The organism is Neorhizobium fuzhouense (genome assembly GCF_042611105.1).
In the GTDB taxonomy this organism is placed as follows: domain Bacteria; phylum Pseudomonadota; class Alphaproteobacteria; order Rhizobiales; family Rhizobiaceae; genus Neorhizobium; species Neorhizobium galegae_A.
Genome location: NZ_JBHFFP010000010.1, coordinates 195,545 through 220,103, shown reverse-complemented (window position 1 = coordinate 220,103; position 24,559 = coordinate 195,545). Strand labels below are relative to the sequence as shown.

At 62.8% G+C, this 24,559-nt stretch carries 22 protein-coding genes; 11 read left to right on the top strand and 11 right to left on the bottom strand.

Annotated elements, in window-relative coordinates; genetic code table 11:
* Positions 1-3: 3 nt before the first annotated feature.
* The 7 genes from ACEXP3_RS18225 (at position 4) to ACEXP3_RS18195 (ending at position 9,092) form a co-directional block, all read left to right on the top strand.
* On the top strand, positions 4-1,425 hold the full coding sequence (locus tag ACEXP3_RS18225; RefSeq protein WP_377298516.1) for a chemotaxis protein CheW: 1,422 nt from the start codon (positions 4-6) through the stop codon (positions 1,423-1,425).
* Entirely contained in the window at positions 1,422-2,507 is a 1,086-nt protein-coding gene (gene cheB, locus ACEXP3_RS18220; protein WP_377298515.1) for a chemotaxis-specific protein-glutamate methyltransferase CheB, read from the top strand. The genes ACEXP3_RS18225 and cheB overlap by 4 nt, the downstream gene beginning before the upstream one ends.
* Complete coding sequence (locus ACEXP3_RS18215) at positions 2,507-3,373, top strand: CheR family methyltransferase (protein WP_377298514.1); 867 nt, start codon at positions 2,507-2,509, stop codon at positions 3,371-3,373. Before cheB ends, ACEXP3_RS18215 begins: the two co-directional genes overlap by 1 nt.
* A complete protein-coding gene (locus ACEXP3_RS18210; RefSeq protein ID WP_377298513.1) occupies positions 3,374-5,353 on the top strand; it encodes a chemotaxis protein CheA in 1,980 nt (659 codons plus the stop codon). It begins immediately after the preceding gene.
* A gap of 341 nt (positions 5,354-5,694) precedes the next feature.
* On the top strand, positions 5,695-6,078 hold the full coding sequence (locus tag ACEXP3_RS18205) for a response regulator transcription factor (protein WP_377298512.1): 384 nt from the start codon (positions 5,695-5,697) through the stop codon (positions 6,076-6,078).
* Positions 6,075-6,713, top strand: a complete 639-nt coding sequence (locus ACEXP3_RS18200) for a chemotaxis protein CheX (protein WP_377298511.1) — start codon at positions 6,075-6,077, stop codon at positions 6,711-6,713. Before ACEXP3_RS18205 ends, ACEXP3_RS18200 begins: the two co-directional genes overlap by 4 nt.
* 9 nt (positions 6,714-6,722) lie before the next feature.
* Positions 6,723-9,092 (top strand): PAS domain-containing protein, encoded by a 2,370-nt coding sequence (locus ACEXP3_RS18195; RefSeq protein WP_377298510.1) that lies wholly within the window; start codon positions 6,723-6,725, stop codon positions 9,090-9,092.
* Between the two features lie 52 nt (positions 9,093-9,144).
* Here the strand turns inward: ACEXP3_RS18195 and ACEXP3_RS18190 are convergent, their stop codons facing one another.
* The 9 genes from ACEXP3_RS18190 to ACEXP3_RS18150 form a co-directional block, all read right to left on the bottom strand.
* Positions 9,145-9,378, bottom strand: a complete 234-nt coding sequence (locus ACEXP3_RS18190; RefSeq protein WP_377298509.1) for a hypothetical protein — start codon at positions 9,376-9,378, stop codon at positions 9,145-9,147.
* A gap of 195 nt (positions 9,379-9,573) precedes the next feature.
* Positions 9,574-10,986 (bottom strand): vanillate/3-O-methylgallate O-demethylase, encoded by a 1,413-nt coding sequence (gene ligM / locus ACEXP3_RS18185; RefSeq protein ID WP_377298508.1) that lies wholly within the window; start codon positions 10,984-10,986, stop codon positions 9,574-9,576.
* A 215-nt stretch (positions 10,987-11,201) separates the two neighbouring features.
* A complete protein-coding gene (locus ACEXP3_RS18180; RefSeq protein WP_210103478.1) occupies positions 11,202-11,942 on the bottom strand; it encodes a GntR family transcriptional regulator in 741 nt (246 codons plus the stop codon).
* A gap of 176 nt (positions 11,943-12,118) precedes the next feature.
* Positions 12,119-12,979, bottom strand: a complete 861-nt coding sequence (locus ACEXP3_RS18175) for an NAD(P)-dependent oxidoreductase (RefSeq protein WP_377298507.1) — start codon at positions 12,977-12,979, stop codon at positions 12,119-12,121.
* An 11-nt stretch (positions 12,980-12,990) separates the two neighbouring features.
* Positions 12,991-13,839, bottom strand: coding sequence for a formyltetrahydrofolate deformylase (gene purU, locus ACEXP3_RS18170; protein WP_377298506.1), 849 nt, complete (start codon positions 13,837-13,839; stop codon positions 12,991-12,993).
* 39 nt (positions 13,840-13,878) lie between these two features.
* Positions 13,879-14,976, bottom strand: a complete 1,098-nt coding sequence (locus tag ACEXP3_RS18165) for a 4-oxalomesaconate tautomerase (protein ID WP_377298505.1) — start codon at positions 14,974-14,976, stop codon at positions 13,879-13,881.
* Positions 14,969-15,640 carry a 4-carboxy-4-hydroxy-2-oxoadipate aldolase/oxaloacetate decarboxylase gene (locus tag ACEXP3_RS18160; protein ID WP_377298504.1) on the bottom strand — a complete coding sequence of 224 codons (672 nt, stop codon included), beginning with the start codon at positions 15,638-15,640 and terminating at the stop codon, positions 14,969-14,971. Before ACEXP3_RS18160 ends, ACEXP3_RS18165 begins: the two co-directional genes overlap by 8 nt.
* The gene (locus ACEXP3_RS18155; RefSeq protein ID WP_377298503.1) at positions 15,640-16,368 is read right to left on the bottom strand and encodes a PIG-L deacetylase family protein; all 729 of its coding nucleotides are present in this window, start codon (positions 16,366-16,368) and stop codon (positions 15,640-15,642) included. The genes ACEXP3_RS18160 and ACEXP3_RS18155 overlap by 1 nt, the downstream gene beginning before the upstream one ends.
* 4 nt (positions 16,369-16,372) lie before the next feature.
* Complete coding sequence (locus ACEXP3_RS18150; RefSeq protein ID WP_377298502.1) at positions 16,373-17,344, bottom strand: VOC family protein; 972 nt, start codon at positions 17,342-17,344, stop codon at positions 16,373-16,375.
* A 358-nt stretch (positions 17,345-17,702) separates the two neighbouring features.
* Here ACEXP3_RS18150 and ACEXP3_RS18145 point away from each other — a divergent pair, with 358 nt between their 5' ends.
* Complete coding sequence (locus ACEXP3_RS18145; protein WP_377298501.1) at positions 17,703-18,602, top strand: methylenetetrahydrofolate reductase; 900 nt, start codon at positions 17,703-17,705, stop codon at positions 18,600-18,602.
* A gap of 127 nt (positions 18,603-18,729) precedes the next feature.
* Here the strand turns inward: ACEXP3_RS18145 and ACEXP3_RS18140 are convergent, their stop codons facing one another.
* Positions 18,730-19,260 (bottom strand): DUF992 domain-containing protein, encoded by a 531-nt coding sequence (locus tag ACEXP3_RS18140; RefSeq protein ID WP_377298500.1) that lies wholly within the window; start codon positions 19,258-19,260, stop codon positions 18,730-18,732.
* Between the two features lie 401 nt (positions 19,261-19,661).
* Here ACEXP3_RS18140 and ACEXP3_RS18135 point away from each other — a divergent pair, with 401 nt between their 5' ends.
* From ACEXP3_RS18135 to ACEXP3_RS18125, 3 genes are all read left to right on the top strand, one after another.
* Positions 19,662-20,441, top strand: a complete 780-nt coding sequence (locus ACEXP3_RS18135) for a sugar transferase (protein ID WP_377298499.1) — start codon at positions 19,662-19,664, stop codon at positions 20,439-20,441.
* Between the two features lie 267 nt (positions 20,442-20,708).
* The gene (locus ACEXP3_RS18130) at positions 20,709-22,133 is read left to right on the top strand and encodes a mannose-1-phosphate guanylyltransferase/mannose-6-phosphate isomerase (RefSeq protein ID WP_377298498.1); all 1,425 of its coding nucleotides are present in this window, start codon (positions 20,709-20,711) and stop codon (positions 22,131-22,133) included.
* Between the two features lie 129 nt (positions 22,134-22,262).
* On the top strand, positions 22,263-23,567 hold the full coding sequence (locus ACEXP3_RS18125) for a UDP-glucose dehydrogenase family protein (RefSeq protein WP_377298497.1): 1,305 nt from the start codon (positions 22,263-22,265) through the stop codon (positions 23,565-23,567).
* 90 nt (positions 23,568-23,657) lie between these two features.
* On the opposite strand, the gene ACEXP3_RS18120 is transcribed toward ACEXP3_RS18125, so the two are convergent.
* Entirely contained in the window at positions 23,658-24,455 is a 798-nt protein-coding gene (locus ACEXP3_RS18120; RefSeq protein ID WP_377298496.1) for a metallophosphoesterase family protein, read from the bottom strand.
* Between the last annotated feature and the right edge of the window lie 104 nt (positions 24,456-24,559).

The window sequence follows — 24,559 nt, the reverse complement described above, 5'->3', positions numbered from 1 at the left end:
GCCATGGATGGCACATCCGCCGAGGCGGGCGGGCAAAGGCGGCTTGTCTTTGAGGTTGCAGGGCAAGGCCACGCGATCGATGCCGGCCGGGTGCTGGAAGTCATTCGCGTGCCGCCTGTCACCCGGGTACCGCATGGCCCGGCGGCTCTTTTGGGGATCGTCAACCTGCGCGGCCGGCCGGTTCCTCTCCTTTCGATGAACCGGCTGTTGCACGGCAGTGACGGCACGACGGGGGCGGATGCCCGGATCATCGTCTATGACCATGGCGGACCGGTTGGGCTTCTTGTCGAGACCGTGCGGCAGCTTTCGGCGGATGTCACGGCCGAACCCCTCGAGAACCTGGACCGGCTTGTCGAGGCTGCCTTCAAGGTGGAGCGACGCGCGCCCGTCAAGCGCTCGTCGGGGCCGCAGGCCGGTGAGGACGGGCAGACACGCGCCGCGTTGAAGACTTTCCTGTCGTTCCGGGTCGCCGGCCAGCGTCTCGGCCTGCCCCTTGCCTGCATTCGCGAAGTCTTGACCTTCGACGGCAACGTGACCGTCGTGCCGGATGCGGCAGAGGCTCTCATCGGCGTGATCCGGCTGCGAGACCGCGTTCTGCCGCTGGTGGCGCTCTCGCTCCTCATGGGGCTTGATCGGTTGCGGTCCGATGATGAGCGCAGGCACATCGTCGTGGTCGAGCATGAGGCCACGCTGGTCGGGCTTGTCGTGGGTAAGATAGACGCCATTCACCGCCTGCCCGAACAGGCCATCGATCCTGTTCCGGCCGTACTGCAAAGAGGCGACGGCGACGCCCGGATCGATGCCATCGGCCGGCTGGCGGGCGATGCAGGGCTGATGTCCATCCTGTCGCCGGACAAGCTCTTCGGTCATCAGGCGGTAGCAGACGCCGTCAGCCGGACTGCGGCAGAAAAACCAATGGAGGCGGAGCCTGAGGCCGAACGCGCTGACGAGCCGTTCCTGATTTTCCGGCTCGGCACGGAAAACTACGGACTTCCCGTTGCCGCGGTCGATGAAGTGATCGGCGTGCCGGACGAGATGACGCGCATCCCCGGCGCCCCCGCCTTTCTCATGGGGGTGATCAGCCTGCACGGAAAGGCAGTCCCGCTGATCGACCAGCGAACGCGCTTTGTGACACCGGCTGCCGCAACCTCTACAAAGGCCCGCGCCCTCGTCGTCACCGTGGGTGCCTTGCAGGCGGGGCTTGTCGTCGATGGCGTTTCCGAGGTGAAAGCCATTGCGGCGGATGCGCTGTGGACGGCGCCCGGCTTTGCCCCGGATGATACGGATGTCTTCGATCGCATCGCCACCATGAAGGATGAAGGCCGGATAATCCTGCTGGTCGATCCGCAGGAACTGCTGACGAGAGCCGAGCACGACATTGTTGCCGCTGTCGCTGCGGATAACCGGGTGGTGGTCAGCCCGTGATCCGGCTTCTCATCGTTGACGATTCCGCCCTGATGCGCAAACTTCTCGGCCAGATTTTCGCCACAGAGGACGATTTCGAGATCGCGCTTGCCCGCGACGGCGCCGAGGCGCTGAAAATCATGCCGAGCTTCAGGCCCGATGTGGTGACACTCGATATCCACATGCCGCAGATGGACGGATTGACCTGTCTCGACCGGATCATGATCGAGCATCCCTGCCCGGTCGTGATGGTCTCGTCGCTGACGGAGGACGGTGCGCGGGAAACGCTCGCCGCTCTCGAAATGGGCGCCATCGATTTCATTGCAAAGCCCGCGGGCGCGATTTCGCTGGGGATCGATGAGCTTGCGCCGCCGCTGGTGGAAAAGGTTCGCCAGGCGGCCCGGTCGCGGATCCGCCGAAGCCTGCGGCTGACCGAGCGCCTGCGCTTGGCGCGCACCGGTTCCTCCGGCCGGGCAGCGGCACCCGCACGCCCTGTGGCCGCAGCCCCCAGCCGCCGCCGCGATGGCCTGCGGCAAGGCCTGGTCCTGATCGGCACCTCGACGGGCGGACCGCCGGCGCTCGATGCGGTGCTGAGCCCCCTGCCCGCCGATTTCGACCTGCCGATCATTGTCGCCCAGCACATGCCGGCCTCCTTCACCGGTCCGCTGGCACGGCGCCTCGACACGATCTGCGCCCTCACGGTCCGTGAAGTGACGCAGCCGACAAGGCTTGAGCGCGGCCATGTCTATATCGCGAGGGGAGATGCAGATATCCTGATCTCGACCCAGGCCGGCACGCTGGTTGCAATGCCGGCACCCACTGACCCGGCGCATCTGTGGCATCCAAGCGTCGAGCGGATGGTGCGCTCGGCCATGAAGCATGTGCCCGCCTCGAACCTCGTCGGCGTGTTGATGACGGGCATGGGCAATGACGGCGCCGCAGCCATGGCGGACCTCCATGCCGCCGGCGGCCATACGATTGCCGAAGCGCAGGAGACTGCTGTCGTCTGGGGCATGCCCGGCGATCTGGTGGCACGGGAGGGTGCGACCGACATAAAGCCGCTCGATCAGATCAGCCAATGCCTGATGGACAGGGTGTCCTGATGGGAAGCGCATCTACCGACCCGAAGGACGATCGCATCGAACCGCTTCTGGCGGCCGATCTCGAAGAGATCTGCGCCATCGTCTACAGCAGAAGCGGCATGGTGTTCGGGGAAACCAAGCGCTACTATATCGAGCGCCGGATTGCCGACCTGATGCGGCAGCGGCAGATCCAGTCGGTCAGCAGCTATCTTTCGATCCTGCGCAGCGACCCGGCCGAGATCGAGCGGCTGATCAACAGTTTTACGGTGAACGAGACCTATTTCTATCGGGAACTGCATCAGCTTTCCTGTCTCAGCAACTCGATCCTGCCGGACATCATTCGCTTAAAGCAGCCCGGCGACCGTATCCGCATCTGGTCGATGCCCTGTGCGAGCGGGGAAGAACCGTATTCGATTGCGATCTGGCTGCTCGAAAACTGGCCGCTTGTCGATGCCTATCACATTGAAATCGTGGGCTCCGACATCGATACCGCCGTCCTTCGTCAGGCGGTTGAGGGCTATTTCGGGCCAAGGTCGCTCTCCAGGCTGCCGCCTGATCTCCTCGCGCGCTATTTCGAGCCGGAGCAGGACCAGCAACAACGCCTCATCCAGGACCTGCGGGAATCGGTCATCTTCCTGAAGGGCAATATCGTGGATCGACAGAGTCTGACGGCGCTTGGCCGTTTCGACGTGATCTTCTGCCGCAACCTGCTTATCTATTTCGACGAGGCCGCGCGCGAGGCCGCAGCCCGCAATCTGCATGCGCTTCTCAACCCCGGCGGCTATATCTGCCTCGGGCACACGGAATCGATGACCCGCATTTCGCAAAGCTTTGAGCCTGTGCGTTTTCCCGACGCCATTGTCTACCGGGAGGCGAAGGACACCTGAATGGATGAACTGATCGAACAATTCGCCGTGGAGGCGCGCGAACTGGTTGAGCAGGCCTCGGGCGATCTACTGGCGCTGGAGGCCGATCCCGGCAATCGCGAGCGGCTGGAAAGTGCGTTCCGCGCCATGCATACGCTGAAGGGCTCGGTCGGCCTGTTCGAGCTTGGTCCCATGCAGGACGTTCTGCACCAGGCCGAAGACCTGCTGTCGAAGGCCCGCGCCGGCGATATAGCCGTGGACGTGGCGCTGATCGACCCGCTTCTGGCGGTGATCGAATGGGTGGAGGAGTGTATCGACGGCATTGCAGAAACGGGGCGGCTGTCCGAGGTGCAGGAGAAGCAGGCTTCGCGCCTCTTCGGCCTCCTGACCCGCGACCTCACTGGGCAACCTCAGGATGGCCCTGCCGGGGCGCTGACCGTCGCGCCGGCTACCGCGCCGGCCGTCGCATCGGATTGGGCGCTCCGGCTCCTGGAGCAGTTGCCCCCGGACGACCGTGGCGGATCGCTCGTCGCCATCCGCTACGAGCCGCATCCTGAATGCTTCTTCAACGGTGACGATCCTCTCGCAACCATCTCCCGGCTGCCGGACCTGCGGCACGTCGAGTTGTCGCTGAAAACCCCGCCGCCAGAGACCGGGCACTACGATCCGTTTCGCTGCAATCTGGTCATCGAGGCGCTCTGCGGCGGGCCGCTTTCTGCGGTGGAGGCGGCCTTGCGGCTCATTCCGGATCAGGTGACGCTGGTGACACTGGCAGACCCTGCCGCAGAAGCGGCCGCACCCGACACGACACCGGCGCGCCTGCCGGAGCGGGCGTCCACCACGATGCGGGTGGAATCGAGCCGCATCGACACGTTGATCGAAATTGCCGGTGAACTGGTCACGGCGAAAAACAGCCTCGTGCCGCTGGCGCAGGATGCCCGCGAGAGCGGCAATGCAAGCCTTGCCCGGCGCATCCATGCCAGCCACCAGGAGATCGAACGGCTTGTCGGCGCACTCTACGGTGCCGTCACCCAGGCCCGCATGATCCCGCTCGAACACAGCTTTCGCCGCTTCCCCAAGCTCGTGCGCGAGACATCGGCGAAACTTGGCAAGGCGATCGACCTCGTCATCGAAGGGGAAACCGTAGAAGCGGACCGTGACATTGTGGAGAGCCTGTTCGAGCCGCTGCTGCACATCGTGCGCAACAGCCTCGATCATGGCATCGAGCCCGAAGACGTGCGCAAGCAGGCCTCCAAGCCGGCCCGGGGGCGCATCCATCTTCAGGCGCGCCAGCGCGGCGACCGGATCGAGATCGACATCGCCGACGATGGCCGCGGCATGGATGCAGCACGGGTGCGCCAGGCGGCGGTCGAGCGCGGCCTGATCAGCGCACAGGACGCGGCTGCTCTTTCGCACCGGGACGCGCTGCAGTTCGTCTTTGCGCCGGGCTTTTCGACGGCCTCCGCCGTCTCGGATCTCTCCGGCCGCGGCGTCGGGCTGGATGTCGTGCGCCGGTCCATCGAGAGGCTCGGCGGGACGGTCGAGATGCAGAGTACGCAAGGGGCAGGCACGACTTTTACCCTGAAACTGCCCGTGAGCTTTGCCATGACGCCGCTTCTGGTGATCGAGGTGGGCGGCGAGCGCTACGGCATTTCCATGGCGGATGTCATCGAGACCCACAAGCTTGCCGCCAATTCCATCCAGCCGGTTCGGGCCGGCAAGGCCTTCGTGCTGCGCGACCGCACGATACCGCTGCTGTTTCTGGCCGACCTGTTGCGGCTGCCGGCGCGCGACACGGATGCTGAGGATTTGAAGGTGCTGATCGTGCGGGCGGGAGACGATGACGTGGGCATTGCCGTCGATGCGATCGCCGAGCGTGCACAAACGCTGACGCGTCCCCTCACCGGCCTGCTTCAGGCGGTCCCGGGGATCGCCGGCACGACGCTTTTGGGAGACGGCAAGGTTCTCCTGGTACTCGATCTGGAGGAGTTGATCGGATGACGGTAACCCTCAAGCAAAACACCGTGAGGCTTTCCGGATCCTGTGGCGTCGAAGAAGCCGATACGCTTGTCGAGTACCTGACGAGCCGGCCGGACCTAGAGGTGGACCTTCGGGCGGCCACCTCCATTCACACGGCGCTCTGGCAGGCATTGATGATATTCCGGCCGCCGATCACGGGGCCGGCCCCACCGCCTCTGCTGCCGGATGCGGTCATTTCGGCAGTCACCAGGTTCTTAACGCGCCCTCATTAAGAGGCATTCCGTGATGGAACATCCGTCACCGAAAAATGTATGGTATGAATTTCACGAGGGACCCTTCGCAATGAAGAATCGGGGCAGAGAATGAGCGTTACAGTCCTGGTCGTGGACGACAGCAAGCTGGCACGCATCGTGACAGGAAAGGCGATCACCGCGCTTCAGCCGGACTGGGTCCGGGTCGAGGCGGCCAGTGCCGCCGATGCCCTGTCCGTGGTCGGCCGCCAGAAGATCGATGTGGCGATCCTTGACTTCAACATGCCCGAAAAGGATGGCCTGCAACTGGCATCCGAACTTCGTGCAGAGCATCCGCACATGCCGATTGCGGTGATCACCGCCAATGTGCAGGACGAAATCATCGCGCGAGTGCGCGCGCTGAACGCCACGTTCGTCGCCAAGCCCGTCACCCAGGAGGCGCTGAGCGGCTTCATTTCCGGCGCTGCGCTCCGGCTGAAAAAGGCCGGAGCATGACGACGAACAGCATGGACCTCGACGAGCTTGAGCGCGATGCGCTGACGGAACTCGTCAATATCGGCGTCAGCCGCGCGGCGGCCAGCCTGCGCAAGATGGTCAACCGCGAAGTCATCCTGTCGGTGCCGGCGGTCGAGATCGTCACCCGCCGGTCGGCCGCATCGCTGATCGGTCAAAGGGAGAGCGAGTCCCTGATCGCCGTGCAGCAGCAGTTCGAAGGTCCGTTTTCCGGCCGTGCGCTGCTGATCTTTCCCCAGAGCAACGGCCTGTCCCTCGTTCGCGCCATTGTCGGCGAGGACATGGGCGAAAACGACCTTCTCGACATGGAAGACGAGGCGCTGGCCGAAACCGGCAATGTCATCCTGAACGGCTGCCTGGGCTCGATGGCGAACATGCTGCAGCATACCCTGCAGATGTCGCTTCCGGACGTGCGCCGGGGCGACAGTGCGCATCTGTTCGACGCTCTTGCCACGAGCAGCGAGGAGAGCTTCGTGCTTTTCCTCTACATCAATTTCACCGTGCGCGACCGTGACATTCGTGGCTATGTCGCCATGATCATGGACCTGCCGTCGCTGGAAAAGCTCAAGCGCCTCATCGCCGATTTCATCGACCGCGTGATGACGGAAACCGAATGACGAGGCTCGATGTCGCAGATGACTGAACCAGCCAATGACCTTGCGGGCGATCTGGCCAGGGTTCGTGCGGAACTGGAGGTCGCGCAACGGCGGCTTCAGTTGACGCTCGACGCGGCGGGGGCGACCTGCGGATGGGAATGGGATATCGCCGCCAGGCGCCTGGTTGCCGATGCACGGTTTGCAGCGATCACCAACCAGGATCCGGTGGCGCTTGCTAAGGGTGTTCCCACGGCGCAGTTCTTTGCCTCGGTCCATCCGGACGACCTGCGCCGCCTGAAGGTGGCGGTTGCCGGCATTCTTGCGGGCTCGGAGGTGTTTTCCAAGGACTACAGGCTGCTTCGCAGCGATGGCGGGTACCGCTGGGTGCATGCCACGGGCCGCGCGATCCGCAATGCCGAGGACGAGCCGGTCAAGTTCGTCGGCATGCTGGTCGACATTACCGAGCAGAAGCGCATCGATGAGCAGTTGCGCATTGCCCAGTCCGCAGGCGGCATCGGCACGTTCGAGCATATTGTCGGTTACGGCACCATCAGCGTGTCGGAGCAGTTCTGCCGGCTGTTCGGCCTGCACCCGACGAAGGCGCTGCCGGTGCGCACCCTCAACGGTCTCATTCATCCGCAAGACGAGCCGATGATCGACCTCAGCGATCCCGATGGTCCGCAGAACGAGCAGGAAATCGAATTCCGCGTCCGTCGCGCCGATGACGGGGAGGAACGCTGGCTGGCGCGGCGGGGCGAATATGTCGACGATATCGATTCCAGCGGTCGCCGTTATGTCGGCGTGATCTTCGACATTACCGAAGCCAAGCAGACGCAGGAGAGCCTGCGCAAGGCCAATGAAGAACTCGCGGAGATCGCGCGCGAAAGCCTGCGCGAACGCAACCGCGTCTGGAAGAACTCCCGCGACCTTCTGGTCGTCATCGATATCAACGGCGTGTTTCGCGATGTCAGCCCCGCCTGGCGCGACATTTTGGGCCATGCACCCGAGGATGTCGTGGGGAAGCGGGTGCTCGACGTGGTCTGGCCTGAGGATCGCGAGGCCGTCCGAGCCGATTTCCGTCGGGCGGCCGAGACCACGCATACGGCGCTTGAGGTGAGGCTTACCCATCAGGACGGCTCGCCGAGGATCGTCTCCTGGATGACCTCGCGGGAAGAGGACCGGGTCTATGCCTACGGCCGCGACGTGACGGTGGAAAAACAGCAGCAGGCCATTCTGGAGGCGACCGAGGCGCAGTTGCGGCAGGCCCAGAAGATGGAAGCCGTCGGTCAGCTCACCGGTGGCATCGCGCATGATTTCAACAATATGCTGACTGGCGTCATCGGCGCACTTGCCCTCATCAAGCGCCGCATTGCCGCCGGGCGGACGGATGATCTCGACAAGTTCATCGATGCGGCAACCTCCTCTGCGCAACGGGCCGCCGGGCTCACCCACCGGCTTCTCGCCTTTTCCCGCCGCCAGTCACTGGATCGCCAGCCTGTCGACATCATGCAACTGTTGGGCTCGATGGAAGACCTGTTCCGCCGCACGCTGGGAGAACAGGTCGAACTAGTAATCAATCCTAATGCGGCAACCTGGAAAGCGGTGACCGACGCCAACCAGCTCGAAAGCGCGATCCTTAACCTCGTGATCAATGCACGCGACGCCATGCCCAATGGCGGCCAGCTGACCATCGAGACCGCCAATGTCGTGCTTTCGGAAACCGATCTTGCCCGCGGCGAGACGCTGCAGCCGGGAAGCTACGTGGTGGTGGCGGTGAGCGATACCGGCATCGGCATGTCGCAGGCAACCATCAGCAAAGCCTTCGATCCCTTCTTCACGACCAAACCCATCGGCCAGGGCACCGGTCTTGGCCTGTCGATGATCTACGGTTTCGCCCAGCAGTCGGGCGGCCATGTGCGGATCTACAGCCAGGTCGGCCTCGGCACGACGGTCAAGCTCTATCTGCCGGGCAGCACCGAAGGGGCCATCGACCGCACGAGCGCCATCACGGCGGACTTCGTGCCACCACGCGGGGAAGGCCAGACGGTGCTTGTCGTCGAAGACGATGATTCCGTCCGCATGCTTGTCGTCAATGTGCTGAAGGAACTCGGCTACCGGGTGATCGAGGCAACGGACGGCTTGATGGCGCTTCCCGCCATCGAGGGGAAAGGCCAGATCGACCTGATGGTCTCGGATGTCGGACTTCCCGGCATCAACGGGCGCCAGCTCGCCGAAATGGCGATTGCCGCCCGCCCGGGCCTCAAGGTGCTGTTCATTACGGGATATGCGGCAACCGCTGCCTCGCGCGCCGACTTTCTGGCACCCGGCATGGAGATGATCACCAAGCCCTTTGCCATCGATGACCTTGCCCAGAAGGTCAACGACCTGTTGACCGGATGAGACCGGTTGCGGCGGCGGGCCCCGTAGATCCCGTCAGCCGCCGCAGAAGGCGTTACTGCTCGGAGAATTTCACCGTGACGCCGCGCTGGCGAAAATAGGCCTGCATCCGCTTGCGCCCCGACCGGTTGTTCTGGACCAGCCGTGCCGGATCAAACGTCGCCTCTTTCAACCCTTCCCGCGCCAGCGCTGCCTTGAGAAGGGCGATGTGCGTGTCGATATCGGCATTGTCCGCCTGGAGCGATTCATAAATGCGGTTCGTGGCGTCTGCTATGGACGGTTCGGTCATTGATCCACTCCTGTCATGTCGGCCTGACCCTATCGGGAGGAACAAAGCGCCTGTCAATGGGTGACGGGCACTTCTCGGCGAGCGGTGGCCGGACGGTTTGACCGGCGGGGGTGCGATGCCCAGCAAGGCAGAAGGGTCCGAAACGCGAAAACGGCGCCGCGTGGGCGCCGTCTGTGGATGCGGTTTGGCTGCCGATCAGATGGCCCGCTTGGTGCGCCAGCTGTCGGCATAGCTTTCGCGGGCCTGCGCGGCGTAAGGGGTGGGCGAGACGCGCACGCGGATCTGCGCCTGCTTGTGCGGCTCGGCCGAGGTCTTTGCGGTGCCGCCATCGGGTTCGCCCCAGACGAGCGTCAGGATTTCACCTTCCTTCACATCGGCATCGACCACCCCGAGCGAGAGCATGCAGCGCTCGTTGTAGGAATAGCCGTTGAACATAGACATACCCACTCGCTTGCCGTCGCGCAGGATGAGGTCTGCGCTGGAAGAAGCGTAGTTGGGCTGCGGGAAATCGATCCACTTGTAATGGTCCTCACCCGGCCGGAAGGCCGAGGCGATCACCTCCACCACGTCTTCGGCGTTCCACTCGAAGGTCACCTTCTTGCGGTTGTTGGCGCCCTTCATCTTTTCCAGCGCCGCCTTGCCGATGAAATCGTCCTTCTTCCAGCCGATGTAGAAGTCGTAGCCAAGCTCGAACGGGTTGACGTAATAGTCCTCGATATTGTCGGAGACGAAGCTGCCGCCGATCGAGCCCATGGCCTCGTAGCTGTCGGCGCCCAGCCAGTCGCGATAGGCAGCGAGCATGCCGTCGCCGGTATAGATGCCCGGCAGCGGCGACGGGATCCAGCCGCTTTCCAGCGTATTGGTGGAATAGGCGCGGCTGCCGCAACGCACGAGATCGACGCCGGCATCCTTGGCCGCCTCCAGAATGCAGGACAGGATATAGGCCTTATCCTCGTAAGGCCCCCAGATTTCGAGACCCGGCGCGCCGGACATGCCATGGCGCAGCGCCTGCACCTTCTTGGAGCCGACATTGATCCAGTCGACATGGAAGAACTTGATCTCCTGGACCGGGCCGCCATTCATCTTTTCAAAGATCTTCGGCGCATCCGGGCCCTGGATCTGGTAGCGGTAATGGGTGCGCAGAACCCGCTCGCCCTCCGGGCGCGACGGCGAACGCGGATCGTGCTTGATGCGCACGTTCCATTGCCCGTAAGCGGCGCAGAACATCAGCCAGTTGGATGTCGGCGCGCGCCCGACGAGGATGAACTTGTCCTCGCGCTCGCGAAAGATGATGTGGTCGCCGATGACATGGCCGTTCGGGGTGACCGGCACGAAATGCTTGGCACGGTTGAGGCCGAAGTTCGAAAAGGCATTGATGCCGTGATAGCTCAGAAACTTCTCCGCATCCGGCCCCTCGACGATCAGTTCGTCCATGTGGTGCGACTGATCAAACAGCACGGCGGAATTGCGCCAGGCGGCTTGCTCGCTGCGCCAGTTGGAAAATTCCGGCGTCACCACCGGGTATACATACATGCCGGTTCTTGAATTGCGCAGCAGGTCTACTGCATTGCGCGAACCCGCCAGCACAGTGCTCAAGCTCGATGTCATATCAGGGTCTCCTCCCATTGCCACGACGTCTATGTATACACAGAACGACGCCTGCCGGAAATTTGCAAGCCCAAACTTCAGGGAGAAGCAAGTTTTGCCGGCGCGCACCGGCGCCCTTCCCGCCGGGGCTGGATCAGGGCACGCGGACGGTTTTGAAGAAAATCTGCGGCAAAGCAAAGATCCGGAGACCGGCGCAAAGCGGGCGCCGGCAGGCCTCAGTTCTGGACGAGCGCCAGCACCTTCACCTTGTCGAACAGCGAGGGATCTTCATGGAGGATGTATTCCAGATTGTTGCGGGCGGTGCGGGCATGCTCGCGGGCAATGGCATCGGCCCGCGCGCCCTCGCGCTGCTCGACGGCACGGATCAGCGCGCGGTGCTGCTCCTGTGCAGTTCGCAGCGAGCGGCGGAAGGCCGCGATGTCGGAGCGGTTGGGCAGAAAGGCGGAGGGCGAGGCAAAGGGCAGTGCACTTGCCCGCTCCACCTCGCGCCGGATGACGTCACTGCCGGCAAGAGAGGCCATCTGGCGGTGAAAAACGGCGTTCAGGTCGGCATAGGCGTCGAAGTTCACATCGTCGATGCGCTCGCCGAAACAGGCATCCAGTTGGGCCAGCGTCTCCTTGATTTCGGCGAGCAGGTGCGGCGCCACGCCCCGTTCGGCCGCAAGGCGCGCCGCCATGCCTTCGATGACGCCGCGCACCTCAATGGAATCCACCACGTCGGCAAGGCCAAAACGGCGCACGATGAAGCCGCCGCTCGGCAACCGGTCGAGCAGCCCTTCTTCGGCCAGCCGCGACAGCGCCTCGCGCACAGGCGTGCGGGAGATTTCCAGAAGCTCGGCAAGCGGCACTTCAAACAGGCGCGTGCCACCGGCAATCTCGCCGCTCAGGATGCGCTCGCGCAGCTCGATCACCGCGCGTCGGCCATGCGTTGCCGCTTCCACCTGTTTCGTGCCCATGTCTCTTGCCCCCGACGCAGCGCCCACAGACGCTGCCGCCTGTATTCATACCACGGGTAAAAATGCAAAGACAACCAGACGAAGGCGTGCACATGATGCCGCACTTCGTGGCGGCCGTAGCGACTGCTGCGGGCAACGATGTATACACGCCGCGAGCCTGCTACGGGTGCTGCCGCCTAGACACCGCGACGGACCAGCACCGCCTTCAGCTTGGCGCGAAGATCCTCCCCCTGCTGCTGCGGCCCGCAATCTCCCATCTGCCGCTGCACGTCGGCAATCGCCTTGGCGAGACCGCCTGCGAGGTGAAGTTGAAACAGGGTCGCTGCACTTTCCTCCATTTCGGCAGCGCGCCGATGTCCATGGCGCAGCGTGCGTTCCAGCTGGTAGTGGGCAAATTCCGGCCAGCCGAGACCGGGAAAGGAAGCCGACAGCGAGGCATAAACCGCCTCGAAGCAGCCCGACGCCTCGGCGGCCAGAAGCGCCTCGACGGTGATCGCCTCCAGACCCTTGACGAACAGCGAGCGCACCATCTTGATGGCGGTGGCAGCCCCGACGGCCTCGCCGGCAATCTCGGCCGAAAAGCCAAGCGCCGTGAGCGGTTCCAGAAGGGCGCCGGCCATCGGCCCGGCAATCAGCACCGGCGTTGCATGCTTCTTCGGGTAGACGGGCGCCATCACCGCCATGTCGAGATACTCGGCGCTCTTTGCCGTCACCAGTGCTGCCGTCTGCTGCTTGCGCTCCGGCGATACCGAATTGATGTCGATCACCACCTGCCCCTGGCGCAAGGCAGGCGCAAGCGCCTCAACGGCTGCATAACTCTGGTCGGCCGTCACCGCGCTGAAGATCCAGTCGCAGTAGGCGAGCTCCGCCACAGTCTCGGCAATCTCTGCGCCCTGCCGGCGCATGGTGGCGCGCATCGCGTCCCCCGCCTCGCCGCAAAGCAGCCGGTCATGGGCGCAAACGGCAAGGCCCGGACGCGCAAGGCCCTCGTGAAAGGCGCAGGCCGCCTCGCCATAGCCGAGAAATCCGATCCGCATGGCCCCTCCTCCTATTTCGCAAACACCACCGTCTTGTGCCGGTTGATCAGCACGCGATCCTCCAGATGGAAGGTGACGGCGCGGGCCAGCACGCGCCGCTCGATGTCGCGGCCCTTGCGCACGAGGTCGTCCGGCGTGTCGGCATGGCTGACGGGCTCGACATCCTGGCAGATGATCGGCCCTTCATCGAGATCGCCGGTGACATAATGGGCCGTGGCGCCGATCATCTTCACCCCGCGCGCATGCGCCTGATGATAGGGTTTTGCGCCCTTGAAACCCGGCAGGAAACTGTGGTGGATATTGATGCAGCGGCCGGCAAGCCAGGCGGAAAACTCGTCCGACAGGATCTGCATGTAGCGCGCGAGAACCACAAGCTCCGCCCCGGTTTCCTCCACCAGATCGCGGATGGCGGCCTCCTGCTGCGGCTTGTTGTCCCGCGTGACCGGCAGATGGTGATAGGGAATGGCGCCGATCAGCGTCAGGTTCAGCGCCTCGCGCGGATGATTGCCGACAATGGCGACCGGCTCCAGCGGCAGTTCCCCGATGCGCGCCCGGTAGAGCAGGTCGCCGAGGCAATGATCGAATTTCGAGACGAGCAGCAGCACCTTGCGCTTCTGCCCAGCCGGTCGCAGCGTGATCTCCAGGCCAAAGCGCTCGATCTCTTCGGCCAAGGCTGAGCGCACCACATCCGGCCCCGCCTCCAGCCGGAACGCTACCCGCATGAAGAACAGCCCGGTTTCCGGATCATCGAACTGGTGCGCTTCTGTGATATCGCCGCCATGGCTGGCAAGCCTTGCCGCCACGGCGGCCACGATGCCGCTGCGGTTATCGCAGCGCAAGGTCAGGATATAGGCGCTCATTGATCTCCCCGTCGCACAGACGGCGCTTGCCGCCGTGCCTCATGCAAAAATCCACCCGTCGAACAGTTTTCGCGCCGTGCGCAGCACGGCCGCATCCCGCACCAGGCCGTTTTCAAGCGTCACCAGCACGCTCATCTCACCGGTTGGATGCTCCACCGAGATGAGCTTTGCCTCCCCTTCGGGCAGCCGGGCGAGCGCCTGGGCCGGACCGTCGGGCAGAAGGCAGGCCGTCGCGACACTGACGGCTCCGAGCACGCCGATGGCATCATGGCAGCGATGCGGGATGAAGGTGCGCGTCGAAATCGCCCCGCCGTTTTTTGCCGCCGAGACCATCGTCATCTTCGGCACTGATTTTCTGGCCACATCCCCGAGGTTCATCAGCGGTCCGGCCTTCAGGCGGATGGCTTCGAGCCGTGCCCGCAGGCCCGCATCGGCTTCCAGAGCCTCGGGCGTTTCCGCACTCGACAGATCGAGATCGGCGGCGTTCATGACCACGCAGGGCATGCCGTTGTCGATCAGCGTGCAGGCAATGCCCTCGATCACATCCACTGCATGGCCTGTGGGCAAAAGCGCGCCACAGCTGGAGCCTGCCGTATGGGCAAAGGTAATCGGAATGGCAGCGGCCGTGCCCGGCACGCCATCAATGCGCGCCTCGCCGCGATACGTGACGCGACCACCCGGCGTCGGGACACGGGCGATGGCAATCTGGCCGGTGTTCTCCATGAAGATCCGCACCGGCGTTTCCCCCTCCCCGGCCGCCACCAGTCCGCGCTCGATCGCAAACGGCCCGACCCCCGCTAAAATGTTACCACAGTTCTGGCCGTCGCTGACGATCGGCTGATCGACGAAGACCTGCAGGAAGAGATAGTCGACATCCGCATCCGGCCGCGGCGAGCGCCTGACGACCGCGACCTTGGAAGTGAGCGGATCGGCGCCGCCCATGCCGTCGATCTGGCGCGGATCGGGAGAGCCGAGGGCGCGCAACAGAAAACCGTCGCGGTCTGCCGGAAGGTCTTCAGCGACGAAATAGCCGCCCTTGGAGGTGCCGCCGCGCATCCACATGCACCGCACGCCGTCTGCCAGCGCCCCTGCCCTCTCGGCCGCAGCAACCGGTGGCAAGCCTGTGGGCTCAGACATATTTGAGCCCCTTCTCCGCCAGCCGCGCGCGCATGGCATAGATATCGAGGCCGAGTTCGCCGGCGGCAAGGCGCACCCGCTTGGCCTCTTCGAGCGCAATGCGGGCGTCCGCCTTGTCGGCCACCTCGGCCGCCTTTGCCGAGGGGACGACACAGATCCCGTCATCATCGGCGACGATCACATCGCCTGCCTCGATCCGCGCGCCGCCGCAGACGATCGGCACATTGACCGATCCCAGCGTCTCCTTCACCGTGCCTTGCGCAAAGACAGCCTTTGACCAGACGTAAAAGCCCATGGCCCGCAGATCCGCCACATCGCGCACGCCGGCCTCGATGATAAGCCCCCGGCAGCCACGCGCCTGCGCGGAGGTGGCCAGCAGATCGCCGAAATAGCCGTCCTCGCAGGGACTGGTCGGCGACAGCACCAGAATGTCGCCCGGCCGCACCTGCTCAATGGCCACATGCAGCATCCAGTTATCGCCGGGCGGCGCGGAAATCGTCACCGCGCTGCCGGCAATGCGGGCACCCTGCTGGATGGGCCGCAGATGGCTTTGCAGCAAGCCGGTTCGCCCTTGCGCCTCATGCACCGTGGCCACGCCGGCACCGGCAAGCCTTTCGATGACGGCGGGATCGGCGCGGAAAATATTCTGGACGACGACGGCCATCAGAGTTCGTCCACCGTGCGTGGAAAGACCGACTGGAAGCCTTCCGCATGGCTTGCCTTGCGCCCGCCCGACTGACCGCCGGAATTGCGCATGAAATGGTTGGCGCGGTTTTCCGCGACGTTCTTATAATAATGCCAGAGATGTTCCTGGCCCTCCATGCACTGGATGGCCGCCCATTTCTTCTCCCAGACCGGCGAAATATCCAGGAAGACATCCGGCTTCCATTCCATCTGCTCGGTCTGGTGCGGCTCGAACAGATAAAGCTGCGGTGCCCCCAGCACCTTTCCGCCCGGCTTGTGGCCCCAGGCCTGCGCAATCATGCGGGCTTCCAGCGCCACCTGCGTCGCATACATGTGGTCGGTATTGTAGGGGTCCCATTTCGAGTGGGAGAGCATGAAGTCCGGCTCTACGGCGCGGATCACGTCCACCAGCCGGTCGCGCGCGTCCCGATCCACGACCAGCGGATAATCGCCGAGATCGAAGAACTGGATGTCGTGGACATCGAGCGCCCGGGCGGCATTTTCAGCCTCGGTGCGGCGCGCGGCCTTCACCTTTTCCAGGTCCATATCCGGCAGCTTCCAGAGTTTGGCGCTTTCGCCGCGCTCGCCATAGGACAGGCAGACAACGGTGACGGCATAGCCTTTCTGCGCATGCAGCGCGATCGCGCCGCCGCAGCGCCAGACGAAATCGGCCGAATGGGCACTGATGACCAAAGCGGTTTTCGTCATGGATCTACTCCTTGGCTTTCTGAACAGGCGCAACGGGCGGCGTCCCGTGCGTATGAAAGGTTTCGATGGTCTTCAGGCCCCAGGCCTGACCTTTCTTGCGCTCGGTCTCCGTCCAGGTGACGGTCGGCCAGTCCGGCCGCAGGATGAGGCGCGCCCCGGCATTGGCCAGCTCCACCCGGTTGCCGGCGGGCTCCCAGACATAGAGAAAGAAGGTGCCCTGGATGGCGTGCTTGTGCGGTCCTGTCTCGATATGGACGCCGTTTTCCAGAAAGATGTCGGCGGCGCGCAAAATGTCCTCGCGCTGGTCGACGGCATAGGTGACGTGGTGGAAGCGGCCGGTCGCGCCTGTATGGTCTTCCGAATAGGCAATGTCATAGGTCTTGTTGTTGACGGTGAACCAGCAGCCGCCCAACCGGCCATTGTCGAGAAGGATCTGCTCCGTCACCCGGCTGCCAAGCGCCTCCACCATGAAATCCCGGATCTGGCGGACATCGCTTGCCAGAAGGTTGAGGTGATCGAGCCGGCGCGGCGAGGCACCGCGGCCGTGATAACGCTGGGCGATGTTCTTCAGCGCCGGTTTTTCGGCGGGCGGCGCCTCATAGACGCGCGTATCCCAGTAAAGCTCGAAGATATGGTTGTCCGGATCGCGGAACCGGTAGGCGCGGCCATGGCCCTCGTCGCCCTCGACCCAGCCGATACCGCACCCCATGGCCTCGATCACCTTGACGCGCCGATCGAGTGCTTCCTTCGACGTCGTGCGATAGGCGACATGACCGATGCCGGTGGTGTGGTGGCGGGTAAGCTTCAGCGTGTGAAACTCGTAATCGTCGAAGGCCCTGAGATAGGCGGTGCTTTCATCCGAAAATGTCGCCGTCAGGCCATAGACCTGGGTGAAAAAGGCGAGGCTTTCCTCGAAACGATCGCTATAAAGCTCGACATGACCCAGATGCGCGACATCGAAACATGGCTCGCTCATGGGAAAACCCCGCAGGCGGCCTCTCGCCTCACGATACGCAGCGGCGCACAGCGCCTCCCAAACGCATTCATAAACGTCCCTCCCAAGACACTATGCATGCAAAGCGGCACACCCTTTTCGGGGAGCCGACCTTTCGAAAACGGATGCCTCAGCACCCTTCCTCCAAGGCTGAGACTGACAGAAGCCGGCAGAGACCGCAAGTCATGAATACATCACTTTCCTCATCGGCAGCAGAGAACCACGTGCGAACGTCGAAATGGACCGCAGGATCGGCCATTTTAGGCAATGGCACGAGATCCAGATTTACCGCCTTCAAATTTCATGTATACATTTTGTCCGGGAGCCATGGAGGATGAGGATGGATATGCACATCAACCAGCAGGACGGTGCCGGGTCGGAGGGGCAAAGCCGGGCGCCGCACCTCCTGGATCACTGGTCGATCGAGGTCATGCCGCGCACGGCCGCCAAGATCACCGATTTTCGCGCGCTTCTGCCGCACGGCACCCGCATCTACATCGCCCATATCGATGGCACGCCGGCAGAGGACATGGTGGCAACCGCCCGGAGGCTGAACCGCGAAGGCTTTCCGGTGATGCCGCACATCCCGGCCCGCTCGCTGTCGAACCGGGCGGAATTGGAAGACCTTCTCCTGCGCTATCGCCACGAGGCCGATGTCCGCCAGGCCCTGCTTCTGGCCGGCGGCAATTCCAGCCCACGCGGCAACCTGACCAGTTCACTCGACCTGATCGAAACCGGCCTCTTCGACGCCATGGGGTTTACCGACCTGCATGTGGCCGGGCATCCGGAGGGCAATCGCGACATCGACGGCGACGGCTCGACCGCCGGCATCGATGCTGCCCTGCTTGCCAAGCAGGCCTATGGCGAGCGCACTGATGCGCGCATCGCGATCACCACGCAATTTGCCTTCGATGCGGCAAGCGTGATTTCGTGGGCTGAACGCATTGCAGCGCTGGGCGTGACGCTGCCGATTCATGTCGGGATCGCAGGACCCGCCAAGATCCAGACGCTGATCAAATATGCGATCTCCTGTGGCGTCGGGCCTTCGCTGAAAATCCTGCAGAAACGCGCGCTGGACGTCACCCGCCTGCTCGTGCCCTACGAGCCGACCGACCTGGTGGCCGCCCTCGACCGCTACAAGCGGATTAATCCTGAAAGCCTCATCGAGCGCATCCACATGTTTCCGCTCGGCGGCATCGAACAGGCGGCGAACTGGTGCAGGCGGGAAAGCCGGCGCTGAAGAGCGACCTCTTCAAACTACTTCAAGCGACACGCAGCAGGCAGCGGATACGAAAAACGGCAGGCCGTGCTCTGCCTGCCGTCTATATCTCTTATTATATAAAGTAAGGCCGCGGATACGACCTTGCTCAGGAGGCCGGGGTCAGCGTGACCGAAGTACCGGTTGCAGCGACGTTCAGGCCGAGCTGGCCGGTGACGCTCACCGTCTGCAGATGGATCGAGCCGGACGTGCCGCCGACCAGAACATTGGCGCCGACGCCAGCGACGACGGTCGCTTCCGCGGAGATCCCCTGGTAAAGGCCGGCAAGCGAGCCGGGATGATAGCCGGCCGTCGGCGCAAACACTGCCCAGATCAGGCGGCTCTTGGTGGTAAAGCCGAGATCGACGCCCATTTTGCGGATCGTGCCGGTATACTGCTCGACCGGCTCTCCGCCCATGGTCGAGGTAAACGAGCACGTTGCGGCCTTGGCAGAGCCCAGCACATAACCGACACCGCCTTCGATGGCGCAATCGAGATAACCGATCCGAACGCCACCGCGCTCGCCTTCGCTATACTCCGGCGCGCGATCGCGGTAGCGGATGGCGTCAGCAGCGAACGCGGCTCCTGCCCCCTGCATGATGGTGACGGCAGCCAATGCTACGGCAACAGTATTTTTCATCCCTGTACTCCAATTCCTTTGTTCTTGGCCCCCGGATGGTTCATGAACCTCCGACGGCATCGGTCCTTCAACGCATATGGTCCACGATTGATCCAGTCCCGTGGCAAAAAGAGGGCCGGCCTTTGTCTCTTCACCCGCCAGCACGCGGCACGCGCTCCCGCCTCGCCCGTCGGCGAGGCAAAGATTTCGCTCCCCGCCGGCCGGCCTGATCCTCGCGCAGATCCTGGGTGAAATTCAAGATTCGTTGCAACCTGCCCGTCCGCAACTTTTATTTCGCTGCACCGCACACGCCATGTAAATCGCTGTACCGAAATTGCCACACATTTCCTCTTGCTGGAAAACATGTTTTACGAGACCTTAAATTAATTGGTGACACTGAATAGGATCCGGAATATGAAGTATTGAAATCCGAAGTTTATTTCCTTTTCAATATTGAGTGGGGTGTTTCAGTGGCGGCGACTGATATGCACAAGGACGATGCTCTTGTGGGCTTTGATCACGTGCCTTCGCTCTGGTCTCTGCCGGGGGATGCGGCCTTCGAAGGTCGCTTCGAAAGCAGGTCGCCCGCCAATCGGGCGCTTCATTTGGCTATGAAAAGATGGCTTGATATTTCAGCGTCTCTGGCGGCCCTCATCGTCTTGGCTCCGCTGCTGCTCTTGGTAGCGCTGATCATTCGCCTTGAGAGCAAGGGGCCGGTCCTCTTTACCCAGACGCGCTGGGGTCAGGGCTGTAAGCCGATCCGCGTGTACAAGTTTCGCTCCATGTATACCGATCGCGGCGACCCGACTGGCATTGCTCAAACGGTAAAAGACGATCCGCGCGTCACGCGGATCGGACGGATTATTCGGCGCACGAACATTGACGAGCTCCCGCAATTGCTGAACGTTCTGAAGGGCGAAATGTCACTTGTGGGCCCTCGTTGCCATGCCATCGGCATGCTGGCGGCCGGCATGCCCTATGAGGAACTGGTGCGCGAATATCATCGCCGCCATCTCATGAAGCCCGGCATCACAGGCCTTGCACAGATGCGCGGCCTGCGGGGTCCGACCGATCGCCCCTCCAAGGCGCGAGCCCGCATTGCCTGCGACCTTTATTACGTCGAAAATTTTTCCATGTGGCTCGACCTCAAGATCATTATCGGCACCATGCGCTCGGAATTGACCGGCGGCCAAGGTTTCTGAAGCGCACAAGGCGTCGGCCATGTCCCACGCTGATGGTACAAATCCCCCCGACATGATGGTCGGGGATCGATATCGCGTACGCAAGCGATATTGTCGCCTCCAGGCGGGGCCGCGCGTGCGCACAAGCGCCGGGCGCTGGCGTCAATTTCCAATTTCAAGGCGGCGACTAGGGCTTGCAGTGTCTACCCCGATAGGCCAATTTTGCCGCCTCCCGCGATCTGGCCGTCCGGCCGGGTCAACTTTCCCCTCGCATGGCCGGAGACCGACATGAGCCAGAAAATCATTCCCGTCATCATGGCTGGCGGAAAGGGCACGCGGCTGTGGCCCCTTTCCCGGTCCAGCGCTCCGAAGCAATTCATCAAGGTGACCGGGGAGCGTACGCTTTTCCAGCTGACGCTGGAGCGCGTGGCCGACCGCACGATCTACGAAGCACCGGTGGTCATCACCAATCAGGATTTTCGTTTTCTGGTCGCCGAACAGGCGCGCGAAGTGGGGCTTGACCTGTCCGGCATCCTCTTGGAGCCGGTGGCGCGCAATACGGCGCCCGCCATTGCCGCAGCCTGCGCATTTCTCGGCGAACGGTTCGGCACGGAAGCCGTCCTGCAACTGCTGGCCTCCGACCACGAGATCGACGCGGGCGAGGCCTACCTGGAAGCCATTCGGTTGGCGCATCGCACGGCCCTCTCTGGCAAGGTCGTCACCTTCGGCATCACACCGACCGAACCTGCCACCGGATACGGCTATATCGAAGCCGGGGAAATGCTGGAAACAGGCGCCCGTGCCGTCAAGCGGTTCGTGGAAAAGCCGCCCCTGGACAAGGCCGAGCAGATGCTTGCCGCCGGCGGCTTCTACTGGAATTCCGGCATCTTCATGTGCCGGGTCGATCTTCTCCTTGGCGAGTTGAAGGAATTTGCGCCCGGCGTTCTGGAGCAGGCGCTGGCCGCTGTCGAGAAGGCGCATCGCGACCTGGATTTCATCCGCCTCGACCCCAAAAGCTTTGCCGCAAGCCCGGACATCTCCATCGACTATGCCGTCATGGAAAAAACCACCAATGCGGCCGTCGTGCCGTCAAGCTTTGCATGGTCGGATCTTGGAAGCTGGGATGCTGTCTGGAAGCTCGGCGAAAAGGACGAAGGCGGCAATGTGGTGCTCGGCAATGCGACGGTGATCAACACGGAAAATTCGCTGGTGATCTCGCGCTCCAGCCATCTCGCGGTCCAGGGCCTGAAAGATGTTGCCATCATTGCCAGCGAAGATGCGGTTTATGTCGGCCGTCTGGAAGACAGCCAGGAGGTCGGCAAGCTGGTCAAGCATCTGGCGGCCGCCGCGGCAACCAGCAGCTTGACGGAAACCCATCCGACATCCTACCGTCCCTGGGGGGGCTACACGTCCCTGCTCCAGGGCGACCGCTTTCAGGTGAAGCGCCTGTTCGTCTTGCCGGGCAAGAAACTGTCGCTGCAACGTCATCATCATCGGGCAGAACATTGGGTCTGTGTGAAGGGGGTCGCCGAAGTGACCGTGGGTAGCGAGGTCAAGCTTTTGCGCGAAAACGAATCCATCTATATACCACAAGGTGAACTGCACCGGCTTCACAATCCCGGCAAGATCCTTCTCGAAATGGTCGAGGTCCAGAGCGGCTCTTATCTTGGCGAGGATGACATCGTGCGGATCGAGGATGAATTCGGACGCTAGCACATAAGTCTGATAATCGGGGACGAAGACTGCATCGGCAATCACCTGCAATTGAGCCTGAATGTTGGCCAGCGGCCTGAGGGATAGCCGCGACAGTTTGGGGAAATCCGTCTTGATGAGGAATAGTATATGCGAATAGTCATGGTTGGTTCCGGTTACGTGGGCCTTGTTTCGGGCGCCTGTTTTGCAGACTTCGGCCATGAGGTCGTCTGCGTCGACAAGGCCGAGGAAAAGATCACCGCCCTGAACAAGGGTGTGATGCCGATCTATGAGCCTGGCCTCGATCTCCTCGTCGGCAATAACAAGGCCGCCGGACGGCTGTCCTTCACGACCGATCTCGGCCCAGCGGTCGAAGCCGCCGACGTCGTATTCATTGCGGTTGGAACACCCTCGCGACGTGGCGACGGCCATGCCGACTTGAGCTATGTCTATGCAGCAGCCGCTGAAATTGCCCAGTCTATCAAGGGTTTTACGGTTGTCGTGACCAAGTCCACCGTTCCGGTTGGCACCGGTGACGAGGTGGAGCGCATCATTCGCGAAACCAATCCGGACGCGGATTTTGCCGTGGTCTCCAACCCGGAATTCCTGCGCGAAGGTGCCGCCATCGATGACTTCAAGCGTCCTGACCGGATCGTGATCGGCCTGTCGGACGATCGTGCCCGCGCGGTGATGACGGAAGTCTATCGCCCGCTTTACCTCAACCAGTCACCCCTGGTCTTTACCGGGCGGCGCACGTCTGAACTGATCAAGTATGCGGCAAACGCCTTCCTTGCCATGAAGATCACCTTCATCAACGAGATCGCCGATCTTTGCGAAAGGGTGGGCGCCGATGTGCAGGATGTGTCGCGCGGCATCGGTCTGGATGGGCGCATTGGCGCAAAGTTCTTGCATGCGGGCCCGGGCTATGGCGGCTCATGCTTCCCGAAGGACACCCTGGCGCTCGTCAAGACGGCGCAGGACCATGACAGCCCCGTTCGCCTGATCGAAACCACAATTGCCATCAACGACAATCGCAAGCGCGCCATGGGCCGGCGTGTCATCGCCGCGCTGGGCGGCGATGTGCGCGGCAAGAAGATCGCGCTCCTCGGCCTGACCTTCAAGCCGAACACGGACGACATGCGCGACAGCCCGGCCATTGCCATTGCCCAGACCCTGCAGGATTCCGGTGCCATCGTTTCGGGTTTTGATCCAGAAGGCATGGAAAACGCCCGCCAGCTGATCAATATCGAGTTTGCCTCGGGACCCTATCAGGCCGCAGAAGGCGCCTCCGCCGTCGTGCTGGTCACGGAATGGAACCAGTTCCGCGCGCTTGATCTTTCCCGCCTGAAATCGTCCATGGCAGCTCCGGTCTTCGTTGACCTGCGCAATGTCTACCGGGCGCCGGAGGTGGAAGCCCACGGTTTTACCTACCATGGTGTCGGCAAAGCCGATTGATGCTTCGGCGGCGTCGCGCTTGCAAGCGCGGCGCCGCAACGCCCTCACACGTTGGACGATCCGGGTCACATCGACACTGGCCCGAAAAAGCTAGCCGATCAGGCTTGTTTCACCCTGGAACAGCTTGAGAACCGTCAGCCGACCTGTTGCATAGGCGCAGGTATCAATGCCGATGCGGCCAGGGCCGATATCGGGCTCTTGTACGGGCGTGTGACCGTGTACCACGATCATCGGCAACTGCGGTCCGCGCGAAATAAACGGCTCGCGGATCCACAGTAAATCCTCCTCGCTTTGCTCCTCGAGGGGAAGACCGGGCCTGACGCCCGCATGCACGAACAGATGTTCGCCAAGCCGAAGCGCACTTGGCATATTGCGCAGAAAGTCGATATGGGCAGCCGGGACTGTCTCGTCCAGGAGCCTCTTCAGCGCCACCACGTCGACCTTGTCGCGTTTCTGGAGATTCTCGATATCGATGCCATAGGACATCAGCGTTTCACGTCCGCCGAAATCAAGCCAGGTCAGCACGGAACGCGGATCCTCGATGAATTTCAAGAACATGTCATCATGGTTGCCGCAAAGGGCCAGCCGGCGCAGCCCGGCTGCGCTGGGCTTGGCCAGATGGCTCAAAACCGCCGAGGAGTCCGGGCCGCGGTCGACATAGTCGCCGAGCAACACGACAAGCCCCGGCAGGTTGCTGGCTGCCATATCGGCCGCAATGCGCGCTTCCGCCTCCAGCAATTCCTTCAGGCAGCCGTGCACGTCGCCAATGGCGTAAATCGCGTAGCCCGGTGACTTGTGCCCGAGATCAATGCGAGGACGCAGATCGGCCGGCCGTGCCGCTTCTCCCCGCCCATTCATCCAGTCCACCATTTTGCGAACGAAATTCAAATGCCACCTGCTGTTCGAACAGAAATCAGTTCTCTCTTGCGCATTCTCTCACTGCCCAGTTTGGCAGCATTATGCTTGGCTTTGGCAAGCCATGCCATGTCATT

What these genes read in the sequence shown, in the direction of transcription:
- ACEXP3_RS18225 (WP_377298516.1), top strand. Translation starts at nt 4, where the DNA reads ATGGATGGCACATCCGCCGAGGCGGGCGGGCAAAGGCGGCTTGTCTTT.
- ACEXP3_RS18215 (WP_377298514.1), top strand. Translation starts at nt 2,507, where the DNA reads ATGGGAAGCGCATCTACCGACCCGAAGGACGATCGCATCGAACCGCTT.
- ACEXP3_RS18210 (WP_377298513.1), top strand. Translation starts at nt 3,374, where the DNA reads ATGGATGAACTGATCGAACAATTCGCCGTGGAGGCGCGCGAACTGGTT.
- ACEXP3_RS18205 (WP_377298512.1), top strand. Translation starts at nt 5,695, where the DNA reads ATGAGCGTTACAGTCCTGGTCGTGGACGACAGCAAGCTGGCACGCATC.
- ACEXP3_RS18200 (WP_377298511.1), top strand. Translation starts at nt 6,075, where the DNA reads ATGACGACGAACAGCATGGACCTCGACGAGCTTGAGCGCGATGCGCTG.
- ACEXP3_RS18195 (WP_377298510.1), top strand. Translation starts at nt 6,723, where the DNA reads ATGTCGCAGATGACTGAACCAGCCAATGACCTTGCGGGCGATCTGGCC.
- ACEXP3_RS18190 (WP_377298509.1), bottom strand. Translation starts at nt 9,378, where the DNA reads ATGACCGAACCGTCCATAGCAGACGCCACGAACCGCATTTATGAATCG.
- ligM (WP_377298508.1), bottom strand. Translation starts at nt 10,986, where the DNA reads ATGACATCGAGCTTGAGCACTGTGCTGGCGGGTTCGCGCAATGCAGTA.
- ACEXP3_RS18180 (WP_210103478.1), bottom strand. Translation starts at nt 11,942, where the DNA reads ATGGGCACGAAACAGGTGGAAGCGGCAACGCATGGCCGACGCGCGGTG.
- ACEXP3_RS18175 (WP_377298507.1), bottom strand. Translation starts at nt 12,979, where the DNA reads ATGCGGATCGGATTTCTCGGCTATGGCGAGGCGGCCTGCGCCTTTCAC.
- purU (WP_377298506.1), bottom strand. Translation starts at nt 13,839, where the DNA reads ATGAGCGCCTATATCCTGACCTTGCGCTGCGATAACCGCAGCGGCATC.
- ACEXP3_RS18165 (WP_377298505.1), bottom strand. Translation starts at nt 14,976, where the DNA reads ATGTCTGAGCCCACAGGCTTGCCACCGGTTGCTGCGGCCGAGAGGGCA.
- ACEXP3_RS18160 (WP_377298504.1), bottom strand. Translation starts at nt 15,640, where the DNA reads ATGGCCGTCGTCGTCCAGAATATTTTCCGCGCCGATCCCGCCGTCATC.
- ACEXP3_RS18155 (WP_377298503.1), bottom strand. Translation starts at nt 16,368, where the DNA reads ATGACGAAAACCGCTTTGGTCATCAGTGCCCATTCGGCCGATTTCGTC.
- ACEXP3_RS18150 (WP_377298502.1), bottom strand. Translation starts at nt 17,344, where the DNA reads ATGAGCGAGCCATGTTTCGATGTCGCGCATCTGGGTCATGTCGAGCTT.
- ACEXP3_RS18145 (WP_377298501.1), top strand. Translation starts at nt 17,703, where the DNA reads ATGGATATGCACATCAACCAGCAGGACGGTGCCGGGTCGGAGGGGCAA.
- ACEXP3_RS18140 (WP_377298500.1), bottom strand. Translation starts at nt 19,260, where the DNA reads ATGAAAAATACTGTTGCCGTAGCATTGGCTGCCGTCACCATCATGCAG.
- ACEXP3_RS18130 (WP_377298498.1), top strand. Translation starts at nt 20,709, where the DNA reads ATGAGCCAGAAAATCATTCCCGTCATCATGGCTGGCGGAAAGGGCACG.
- ACEXP3_RS18125 (WP_377298497.1), top strand. Translation starts at nt 22,263, where the DNA reads ATGCGAATAGTCATGGTTGGTTCCGGTTACGTGGGCCTTGTTTCGGGC.